Origin of the sequence: Microcoleus sp. Pol11C2, from assembly GCF_036701505.1 — a bacterium.
Classification (GTDB): domain Bacteria; phylum Cyanobacteriota; class Cyanobacteriia; order Cyanobacteriales; family Microcoleaceae; genus Microcoleus.
In genome coordinates, this window is the sequence record NZ_JAUBQX010000047.1 from 36,779 (window position 1) to 47,905 (window position 11,127).

At 48.9% G+C, this 11,127-nt stretch carries 8 protein-coding genes; 3 read left to right on the forward strand and 5 right to left on the reverse strand.

Annotated features, from left to right (window positions below; translation table 11 throughout):
* Positions 1-37 precede the first annotated feature (37 nt).
* From QUA42_RS21925 to QUA42_RS21945, 5 genes are all read right to left on the reverse strand, one after another.
* Positions 38-592 (reverse strand): NYN domain-containing protein, encoded by a 555-nt coding sequence (locus tag QUA42_RS21925; protein ID WP_333140030.1) that lies wholly within the window; start codon positions 590-592, stop codon positions 38-40.
* A gap of 180 nt (positions 593-772) precedes the next feature.
* Entirely contained in the window at positions 773-1,612 is an 840-nt protein-coding gene (gene murI / locus QUA42_RS21930) for a glutamate racemase (RefSeq protein WP_333140033.1), read from the reverse strand.
* A gap of 138 nt (positions 1,613-1,750) precedes the next feature.
* Complete coding sequence (locus QUA42_RS21935) at positions 1,751-3,547, reverse strand: N-acetylmuramoyl-L-alanine amidase (protein ID WP_333140035.1); 1,797 nt, start codon at positions 3,545-3,547, stop codon at positions 1,751-1,753.
* Positions 3,548-4,118: 571 nt separating this feature from the next.
* Positions 4,119-4,493: a hypothetical protein gene (locus QUA42_RS21940; RefSeq protein WP_333140037.1), complete on the reverse strand. Its 375-nt coding sequence runs from the start codon at positions 4,491-4,493 to the stop codon at positions 4,119-4,121.
* A gap of 477 nt (positions 4,494-4,970) precedes the next feature.
* Positions 4,971-5,993 (reverse strand): alpha/beta fold hydrolase, encoded by a 1,023-nt coding sequence (locus tag QUA42_RS21945; protein ID WP_333140039.1) that lies wholly within the window; start codon positions 5,991-5,993, stop codon positions 4,971-4,973.
* 417 nt (positions 5,994-6,410) lie between these two features.
* Between QUA42_RS21945 and infC the strand changes: the two genes are divergently transcribed.
* The 3 genes from infC to QUA42_RS21960 all read left to right on the forward strand — a co-directional run bounded on the left by infC (position 6,411) and on the right by QUA42_RS21960 (position 10,698).
* Entirely contained in the window at positions 6,411-6,947 is a 537-nt protein-coding gene (gene infC / locus QUA42_RS21950) for a translation initiation factor IF-3 (protein ID WP_006635262.1), read from the forward strand.
* Between the two features lie 107 nt (positions 6,948-7,054).
* Entirely contained in the window at positions 7,055-10,099 is a 3,045-nt protein-coding gene (locus QUA42_RS21955; protein WP_333140041.1) for a HEAT repeat domain-containing protein, read from the forward strand.
* Between the two features lie 122 nt (positions 10,100-10,221).
* Positions 10,222-10,698 (forward strand): Crp/Fnr family transcriptional regulator, encoded by a 477-nt coding sequence (locus tag QUA42_RS21960; protein WP_333042796.1) that lies wholly within the window; start codon positions 10,222-10,224, stop codon positions 10,696-10,698.
* The last annotated feature ends 429 nt before the right edge of the window (positions 10,699-11,127 follow it).

Here is an 11,127-nt window from a genome sequence, read left to right on the forward strand (position 1 = left end):
ACTTTTTTTTTGTCATACAGCGAGGGGGTTTCAGCAGCTAATGCAGCCCCATTCTCAACTTGGCGAGGCGCTGCTGGGATTCGGGATCGAGGGAATTGGCGAGAAAGCGACTGGAGTTGTGTTTGCGGGATTTGTGCTGGCGCTCGCTGCGACGGGCAGTGGATTCTACGTCAGCCGCTAGTTGTTCGGCGGACATCCATTCGGCACCGTAGCCGACTACGGTCAATTGCTGCGCTCGGTCTGAGGTGGCGACAATCATGCGGCCTTTGCCTTTGACCGATCGCAACTCGTACCGCAAATTAGCACAAGATTTTTCAATATAAGTATCTGCAGTCTGACCGAAGTCAGTGTAGTGCACCGATAAATTTTTAGTAATAATTTCTTTAACGCCGGGAGTATCTCGATAGTGTGCGTCAAACACCAGTCGAGCCTCAAAATCTTGAACAGCGCTGTAGTTAACTAAAACCTCTATTAACTCGCGGCGAGCTGTTTCGAGTTCGTCGCGATCGCGCTTCTCTCGGAGTCGAGGCCAAAGTCCAATTATGTTATAGCCGTCTACAAGTAAAACTGCTTGTGATACATAGGGTGACATGGTTCAAGGCTGAAGAGCTCCAGCACGTATAGGACATTATTTGCATTGTTCATCAAAGCTTTTGTTCAATAATATTACCTATTGATGTGTAATTGCTAGGTTACATCGCAATAATTAAACCCCCCAGAGCCAGCTTTACCTGAGTTTTGGGGGGTTAGATTAACCGATAAATTTTCTGGCTTATTCGCCAGATTCCAGCGATACTGGCGATCGTACAACTGTCGGCAGGGATATTTTCTCAACAGCAGGAGTACAACCGAGCCACTGCACCGACAACTCCGCAAACTGCTGCGGGGGGCCACTCACGCAAAAACGAGTCGGTAGCGCAGTACCAGGATTCCGCAACCCTAAAAGCTCCAATTCTCTGGCAGCAGCAGCCACCACCCGTACCGCAGGATCGATCAATGTCACCCCAGCAGGCAAAAGCGAGCGAAGCACAGGAGCCAACAGCGGATAATGAGTGCAGCCGTAAATCAGCGTATCGATGCGCTGCTGAATCAAAGGAGCCAAATATTCCCGAGCCACCTCACAAGTATAAGGGTCGTGAATCCGGTTTTGCTCCACCAGCGGCACAAAAGCCGGACAGCTAACCTGCCACACCACGCAAGAATCGTCCATCTCCAAAATCGCATTTCGATAAGCATTGCTAGCAGCCGTAGCAGGAGTTGCGATGACCCCGATCCGCTTGCCTTGCTGCACCGCAGCCTGCGCCCCCGGCAGAATTACTCCCAGCACCGGGATATCAAACTCAGCCTGCACCATCTCCATCGCCAAAGCAGAACTGGTGTTGCAGGCCATAATGACCATTTTCACATCCTGTTCCACCAACCAGGCCATAATTTCGCGGACAAACTCCACAATTTCTGACGGCGTGCGAGTGCCGTAAGGCAGCCTCGCCGTATCTCCAAAATAAAGTATCGATTCGTTAGGCAATTGTCGGTACAACTGGGTCAAAACAGTCAAACCGCCCACGCCGCTGTCAAAAATACCAATTCTTTGTTGTCCAGAGTCTGTAGTCATTTGTTAATTGTCAATAGTCGGTTGTCACTTGGCACTGGGCAGTGGTCAGTTGGCAGTGGTCAGTTGTCAGTTGCTAGCAATAACAAATAACAAATAACAAATAACCAATTACCCATTACCAATCCCTGCGGCCATATATTATCTTTGTTGAAGATAAACTAAAATGCCGCGAGCGATCGAAGCCGCCATTTGACTGCGGTAAGCTGGGTCAGAAAGCCTAGCAGCATCTTCAGCACCCGTGACAAAACCCACCTCCAGCAAAACAGAAGGCATAGAAGTCTTCCTCAAAACGTAAAATCTCGCCTGCCGCACTCGGCGGTCTGTCGCCCCCGTACCCTCCAAAATACTGGCGTGAATCACCCTGGCCAAATCTTGGCCGTTATTGAAATAATAAGTCTCAATCCCGCTAATATCCGGCCGACTCATATTAATCGCATTAGCGTGAATGCTGACAAACAAACTAGCATTCACCCGTTCCGCCAAAGAAACTCTCGGTTCCAGGTCGATTTCGCTGTCGTCAGTCCGAGTCATCACCACCTGCACGCCCTGCTGTTCCAGCAGCCTCGCCACCTGAAACGAGATATCCAAAACAATCTCCTTCTCCTGAATGCCCTGAATCCCGACTGCCCCCGGATCGCGGCCACCGTGACCAGGATCGATCGCTACTACGGCGCGGCGGTTAGAAGCTTGGGGCAAATCGTCGCTTCCGAAAGTCCTTCTCGGCAAAGGCTGCTGCTGGCTGGGAGTGCGAGTGAAAGGCTGCTGCGCGCTAGCATTCGATCGCAACTGCAAAGACAGCAACTGCGGGTTCGGTCTCGTCACCCTGCCTACCTCTACCCCCGATCGCGGCTGCACCCAAATCACCACAGTCTCCGAGTCTTCTTGGCTGGCAGTAAACGATACAGGACTGTTGGCATCGAGCTGAGGAATTTCCCCCGTTAGCACACCAGAGGCGATCCTGATCCAATAAGCTCTCGACCCCTGGTCCCAGCCACTGGTATAGGAGACTTGGCGGTCAGTTCTCACCACCAGTTGCGTCCCGTTACTGGCTAAATCAATTGACTGAACTCTCGCTAAATTTCCTTGAGCTTGTCTAGCGGGAGGATCTACAGTCAGGCGGCGGGAAACCGAGGGCTGTCGTACTACAGTTCCAGGCAAGAGCACAACCCCGCCCAAATTGCTCACAGATGCCCGCCACTGAGTATTAGAATTCTTCATCCGCAAAGTCACGCGGGTAACGGGCGGGTCTGTTGGCAGTTGCCGGACTTCAATCTTGTCAACCCCGTGCTCACCGTTCGTTTTAGGCTGTTGGCTGCTTAGACCCGGAGCTACACTAGCTCCTTCAATATCGAGGGTAGCGATGTCCCCAGCCCGACTTTGTTGAAAATTAATTTGGGGGCGACCGCCCGCAGTGCGGACTAAAAAACCGTCCGCTGTCGCCTGAACGTTCTGAACTACAGTCGCCTGGGCTGACTCGGCTTGGGGTGCTGAAGATTCAACCGATAACCTTTCTCCCCCTGGCTCTGAAATCGGATTTTGAGTTTCTCCCGGCACCGGCGTTGGCAAATCCACTGTCCACTCGCTCGGAGAAATCCCCCGGAATTTTACTTGCTGAGGGTCTATAGTAAACCCGTCTTTGATCTCGACCACAATTCTGGTCGTATCGTTGTCAAACTGTCCTACCCGCACCGATTCGATCGCCCCTGAGAGCGGTTTGCTGACCGAGGGACGACCCAGACTCGTCCCCGGCAAGTCGATTACCAACCGCATCGGATTGAAAATCAGTTGAGCCTTGGGTTGTACTCCCCCGTCTGTTGTAATGTAAAGCCGGTTCTCTGAAGCATCAAACCGCCAAGATTGCAGTCTAGCTGCTTCGGCGGCTCCGGCGAGCAAAAATACACTTAAGAAACTCGGTAGTAGCCAGTGGAATTTCACGACAGTTTTTTCCTCGTTTGCGTTACTGCCAAAAGCTGGAAGGGCGCTGCTTGCCCGATCGGCTTTCAGCAGTTAGCCGCCAGCAGACCGGGGGCACGGGGGCCGTCAGTTGTTGGCTAAATTGACTTTTTTATGCGTTAACAAGCTCCCAAATGCCAGATCCCGGCATTTTTGAACTTTCCCGTATAATTGGGGGCGATCGGTTATAAGCAGACTGAAAGATTGTGGGCACAAAGGAAGGTATTTATTTTTAGGAGCAAGAAACAAGGTGCTTCTTGAAGTTAGAAAGTACAAGTTAGAAGGTAGAATTTTACCGTTCTTCCAGGGAGGGGTTTCATAGCTCTTTAATGTTGGCGAAGCTCGTTGTGGCAAGGGTTATAATCCGCTTTACACTTGCGTTTTGTTCTAACTTTTCCTAAACTACCTCAATAACTTAACAACTTACCTGGGGAACAATCCGGATTTCCAAGATTTAGGTAACTTTTCCAAGCCGCCAAATGTTAGTCCCAAACCAACTGACATATTCTTTGGAAAAATCTTTTTTGCTAATTTTTTGCTAACAGATTCACAGTTAAATACAACTCCATATCGCCCCCAATCTCTTTTTTTCTGAATTTTTAGTCAGGGATTTTCGGTGCTGCTTGAAACTTAGTGGGGCGATCGCGATCGCGCCCGCCAATTTGACACTATGATAGCTAGTCCATATTTTCAGCAGTAACGGGAGAGTTTTGTGTGTTACTTGGGCGGGCAATGCTTTGTCCTTTAGACTCTTTTTGAGTGGACTCTCGACAGCCAGAGCATTGGTTTGTTGACCTGAAAAAAAGTTTTGACCGTAGATGATAGAGTTATCGCAGTTGTAAAGTTTGTTGGACAGCAAAGATAATCGATCGGCTTCTGGGTAAAACCTGTGATTTGGTTTAATGACTTGCCTTTCGACTAACTGCATAACTTGGATGTGTACTACCAGTTAGAGAAGATACACTATCTTGGTGATTGTGTCAATCTCTGACCTTCTAAAAAAAGGGCAATCAATAACAGTAGATAGATGACATCACAGAAAGACGGAGACTTACTTTTCTGCAGGAGTCGTCCACAGCAAACAAGTGGTTTAGGTTAGTTCAAGCCTCTAGATAGCGGCTGAGGAGTCAATCTCGAACCTCAAATCGACTGACTCTCAAGATAGCGAAGTTTTGTAATATAGCAACCGCCCTGACGGTGAGGACGTTCTTAATTTTTGAAACCTAATCGCTCGATTGCGCCTTCCCTCGGACTTCTTTTTACCCGCTCCGCTTCGCCGCTACAGCCTTCAACATCTGCTATACCATACCACCGGTGCGATCGAGTTCTAGCAAATTTATTTTTGAGCGGGATCGATACCTGCAAGTTGTTTTTTTCCCTTAGTAATCCACGACCCCAGGTCTAATCAACAGTGCTGCAATTCGCTCTCGCCCATAGGTGCAAAATTCCGGCTCATCCAGTTCAAAATTGCTTGATTTACTTGTTCCGGGCATTCATCCTGGGGACAGTGGCCCGCATTGTCTAATTCAACTAGCTCTACATAATTAGGATTGCATTCGACAAATTGATGGGGTCGGGCAAACCGAGGGGGAATCATCCGGTCTTGTTTGCCCCAAATTAACAGCATGGGGATTGTTAAATTTCGCATCACAATCTTGACACTGGGGCAAAATTTTGAACTACCTACTGCCTTAAATAAAGCGCAGAAGGCGCGGGCTGCTCCCCGATCGCCTGCTGGCCCTGCTAGAATTTCCACTAATTCGTCGGTAACAGCTTCGGGGCTGGCGTAGGCAAAGCCAACCCAGCGGCGGACAAAGGAAGGCTTGCGGGCTAAATAAAACAGAGGCCTGAGTACGATCGGAGAAACAAACAAACTTTCAACCGCTTCGATCGCCGGAAGCAGCCATCCGGGCACCGCCTCGGCTCGCACAGATGGGTCTGGGAGGCTAATCATCACCGTGCCGGCCACCATGTCCGGGTGAGCCGCGGCTACGGCCAGACAAATTAGCGAGCCGATCGAGTTTCCTGCCAATATTACTGGCTCTCTGATAAAAGTTAGCCAAAAATCATAAACTTGATCGACCCACAAAGACACAGAGTAGTTGACCGGAGCTTTTTGGGAAGCCCCAAACCCTAACAAATCCAAGGCATAAACGGTTTGGTTTTCGGCGAGTTGGGCTAGATTTTGTCGCCAGTGACCGATCGAAGCTCCAAACCCGTGCAGTAAAATAATCGGCGTTCCCGATGCGCGCGGGGCCATTGGTTTGGCCGCAGAATCTTGAAATTCCAGCGCGCCTTGATTTCGCACCCCATCGGGCCGCAAATAAGTGTAGCGAGTTTGCCAACCCCGCCACATCCAGTCTCGTTGAGTTCCCACCCGTTGGTGCCACAGCAGAGAATTTGTCAATTTTGCCTCAGCTCGCAACATAAATTTACACTTGCTTATACCTATTCTACAAGGCAAATCAGGCGAGTTGGGGGACTTGTCCGACCCGGCGAGATGGGCTAGGAAAAGCGACTTTACCTCATCCTTAAGCTTTTACCCTGAATTTTTGACGGTTTTGTCATCAATCGGGCAAGGGGGCGGGCGATCGTGTGTGAAGTTAAAATAAAACTAAGCAGAAACTCAGCCAGACTGAGTAGAATAGCAAGTATTGTAAGAATTCATTTACGATCGTCCAAATATTCCCCAAGGCTTTAGCGGAGGGGACACAGGGCGCGGTAGTACGTCCGGTAAGGGTAACACCTTATAAAACAGTTCGATCGTCAATCGTGAAAAGTTGACCGATCAAACCTGTAACTATCAAGAAGCTTCGCTATTAAACTACTGCTTGTAAAACCATTCATGCCTGTGATTGAAAGAAGACAAAATCGCAACCTACCCCAGATCAACGAAAATATTCGATACCCCAAAATCCGGGTAATCGATACCGACGGCGCGCAACTAGGGATATTGACGCCTGCAGAAGCGCTGCGCCTGGCAGAAGAAAAAGAACTCGATCTCGTACTTGTCAGCGACAAAGCTGACCCGCCCGTATGCCGGGTAATGGACTATGGGAAGTACAAATTCGAGCAGGAAAAGAAAGCGCGAGAAGCAAAGCGGAAGCAGCACACTGCCGATGTTAAAGAAGTGAAGATGCGCTACAAAATTGAAGAACACGACTACCAAGTGCGCCTCAAACTAGCAGACCGCTTTATCAAATCTGGGGACAAAGTAAAAGCCACGATCATGTTCAGAGGTCGGGAAATCCAACACAGCAACCTAGCAGAGGACTTGCTTAAGCGCATGGCGACAGATTTGCAGGAAATCGCAGAAGTGCAGCAAGCCCCCAAAAAAGAAGGACGCAGTATGATGATGCTGCTGTCGCCCAAGAAAGTATAAATACATAGTCATTAGTTAGCAGTCATCAGTCATAAACTGGTGACTGATAGCTGATGACTTCCGAAGTTAGTCAGGAATAAGCTACCACACAGGGAAATCAACGCTGCATGGAAAATTTTCAAATCAGCGGTTCGGCGGGAGTAAGACAAGGAGTGCTGCGATCGCTCAACCTGCGATCAGAAGAAGTAGAGCGAACCGTACTGATGTTCGTCGTCTACACTCTAACCTCCGTCGGGCTGATCTGGCTGGAACTCAGCACAGTAGGTCTTTTTCTAGATGAATTTGGTGCAGATAAAATGCCCTGGATTTACATAGCCAGCGCGTTTATCGGTTCTGGCTTGGGATTTGTCTACTCGTGGCTGCAAAAAATCCTGCCGCTAAGGCGCACCGTAGTGGTTGTTCTGGCAATGATGTCGATACCGCTATTTTTGTTTCGATTCGGCATCGGCTACGAAAATACTCAGATAGCTGGCGTCAGCATAGCTTTTATTACTATTTTTTTGATGTGGCTGTGGGTGGAAGCTTGCTATGTCCTCAATGACCTCAACACTTCTATCACTTCCAACCAACTGTTTAATATTAGAGAAATCAAGCGCACCTATCCGCTAGTCAGTAGCGGCTATCTAGTAGCTGGAGTAGTCAGCGGATTTTCTCTGCCTGTTTTGCTGTACGTAGTCGGACTCAAAAACGTTACCCTCATATCGGGGTTGATGGTGGCGACAGGCTCGGTGTTGCTCTACTACCTCACGGAAAAATACAGCCAAGCATTCCCGGAAACGGCTCACTGGACGGATGATGACGAAGACGACGACCAAGAAGAATTTACCGCCCGCAAAGTTACAGGCCCACTTCAAAAATACGCCGTACCTCTAGTCAGTTTCTTCATCCTCGCAGAAGTCGTCTACGTGCTGGTAGATTTCCAATTCTACAGCCAGCTAGAATACCAAAACCCGGGGGATGGAGCTAGCTGGATAGCTAGCTTCCTGGGCATTTATGAAGGCATACAAGGCTTGTTTCAAGTGGCGACTCAGTGGTTCGCTTCGAGCCGGTTGGTGGAAAGAATCGGTGTATTCGTGACGGCGATGATTTTGCCGGCGGGCATCGCTATACTCGGGGTGCTGACCATAGGAGCATCTCTAGGCCAGCTAGTATCTGTGTTTATCGGGCTAATATTGCTGAGATTTTTAGACGAACTGCTGCACTACACTCTTTTGGAAACTGTTAGCCCGGTTTTATTTCAACCGATTCCCGACAATATTCGATCGGGAATTCAAACTTTGGTCAACGGTGTGGGCGAACCTTTGTCCTGCGGAGCTACAGGAGTAGGCATCCTGATTATGCTGTGGGTGACAGGCAAGATACTGCCCCAGCAAGACGAGAATGTATTTCACGACCAGCAAAGCTTGATATTTATTGGCGTGATCGTCATATTGGCACTGTTGTGGGTGTTTGTCGTATGGTTGATCCGCTCTCAATACGTGGGTTTGTTGGTCAAAAGTGCGGAGCGGGGACGCTTGGGCGTCACAGACGTTGACCTGAAAGCTCTCAAGCGGGCAGTGGTGGAAACTCTACAAAAGCCGGGGGGCGAAGATGAAAAGCGCTCTTGCATAGAACTCCTGACGCAAATTGACCCCAAAAATGTCGGAGAAGTTCTGGCTCCCCTCCTCGATTCGCTGTCCCCTGGTTTGCAGCGCCAGAGCTTGGAAACGATGCTGCAACACCCGAACCCCGCATATTTAGAATATGTCCGCGCACTTTCGCAGCAATCCTTGCCACCGGAGGTGCTGGCCTTGGCTTTGCGCTACATCTGGCTGACGGAAACTGAACCGAATATTGAGAGCTTGCGGCCTTACTTACAGCCGACGGTCGATCCGGTGGTGCGGGGTACGGCGGCTGCTTTAATTATGAGAAGGGGCGATCGCCAGCAAAAGGCAGAGGCTACTAACACACTGCGCCAAATGCTGACACACAAGCAAGAGCGGGAACGTGTTATGGGGACACGGGCTCTTGGAGAAGCGGATTATTTACAAGGGCTGCGGCTGCATATCCCCAATTTGTTGCAAGATGAATCTCTGCGAGTGCGCTGCGCTCTGTTAGATGTGATTTCGTCTACTCATTCGGAAGAATATTATCCTTCGCTGCTGCGCGGACTTGGTTACAAATCGACTAGGGAAGCGGCTTTGCAGGCTATAGTCAAACTTCACAACGACGCCATTCCTTTGCTCGTGTATTTGGCTGAGGATATCCACAAGTCGGATTTGGTCAGGTTGCAAGCTTGGACGGCTCTCGGTCAAATTGGAACTCCGGAGGCGATCGACATTTTGGTCAGCAATTTGATGACGGCTTGGGGAACGACAAGGCGCAATATCCTCCGCATCCTGTTAAAAATGCCTTCGGAAGCGGGGATAGAAGGGGTTCTAGACCGCATCGGCCGTAGCGGCTTGGAAACTCTTATCGAACAGGAATTAATGTTTATCGGTCAAATTTATGCAGGTCTGGTAGATTTGTCTGGGGTAACAAGCTACGGCAATTTCTCAGAGCGAGAGGCCAACAGCGCCCGGGAACCTGGGAACGATACGGCTCAATTGTTGCAGCGTGCTCTGGCGGGGTTGGAAGCTGATGCTAGGGAGCGGTGTTTTTTGCTGATGAAGTTTCTTTATCCGCTGGACACCGTACAAGCCGCTGCTTTCAACATTGCTTCTGGCCAACCTTCTTTGGTTGCTAGGGGATTGGAAATTCTCGATAATACTGTAGATATAGCTAGGAAGCGATCGCTCATCAATTTGTTAGATCAACACTCGGAAAGAGAAAAATTGAGCAATCTCTCGGAATTGATGGTTTACAAACCTCTAGCCCCTAGCGATCGTTTGCGCCGCTTGCTAGAATTGCGCCACTTCCTTTCGGATTGGGCCTTGGCCTGCTGCTTTCACTTGGCGAGAGAAGCGCGCTGGAGTCTTACGGCTCAACAAACTCTTGTCTGTCTGCAACACCCGACGGGTTTTGTCCGCGAAGCAGTGTTAGCCTATTTAAAAATAGCTTCGCCGCGGGCTTTGGTCGAATTGTTGCCCAGGCTGCAAAATGACCCCGATAATTTGGTATCCGCTCAAGTTGAAGAGATGATGGCAGAGTTCGGTGCTGGGGGAAAAAGGTAACATTAGTCAGTTGTCAGTTGGCAGTTGTGATTGTCAGTCAACAGTTAACCGTCAACCGTCAACGGTTTTTATTCCCCTTCTCCTTCCTGTTTTTAAGTTTCAATTAATCACTGCATCTCATTATGTTAACAAGCGTCGAACGCCTATTGTTTGTGAGGGAGGTTCCGATTTTTAAGGAACTGCGGGATGATTTTCTCGTCCGTCTAGCATCGGTAATGGATGAACTTTCTTTTCCTTCCAAGCACAGGATTTTTACGGAAGGACAAGAAGGTCGATCTCTCTATATTTTGGTATCGGGAACGGTGCGGGTGCATATAGGCGATCGGGATTTAGCACAATTGAAAGCGGGGGCTTGTTTCGGGGAAATGTCGCTGTTTGATGCAGAACCTCGATCGGCTTCTATTTCTACTGTCGAACAATCCGAGTGTTTGATGCTGACTCAAATGCAGCTATACGACGCGATTGATGAAACGCCAGGAATTGCTGTGAATATTATTCGCTTGCTGTCGCGCCGGATTCGAGAGTTGAATCAAAAGTTGAATGCTAAAGAGGCAATTATGCCTCCTACAGAGACTGTGAGAGTTCCTGAAATGCGATGAAATTGGGGAATTGGGAATTGTGTTTTTAGTCGATCGGTAATTCTGCACAATTTATCTTCTGTAATGTGCCAATAGCGATTACGAATACGCACAATTTTTCTGGTAGATTACACAATGCCAGGGTAATCGCATCTTAATAGAGATACCTAAGAGCGGGAAATTATTAGACCTCTTGCAAAAGTCATTATGAAAGGTTAAGTTCATAGTTACAGCACTTTGCTTAACAATTAGGTACAATAGTAGAGGTGGTAAAAAAGAGCAAAATGAAACCCTACTCCCTAGATATGCGTCAAAATAGCGTTGACACTTACGAGGCAGGTAACACCTCTATTCGGAAAGTATCAGAAAGATGTCAAGGAGCGTAAAAGTACGGTACAAGCACTACTAAAGCGAAAAAAAGAGACAGGAAGATTACTTCCTAGTCAGGCA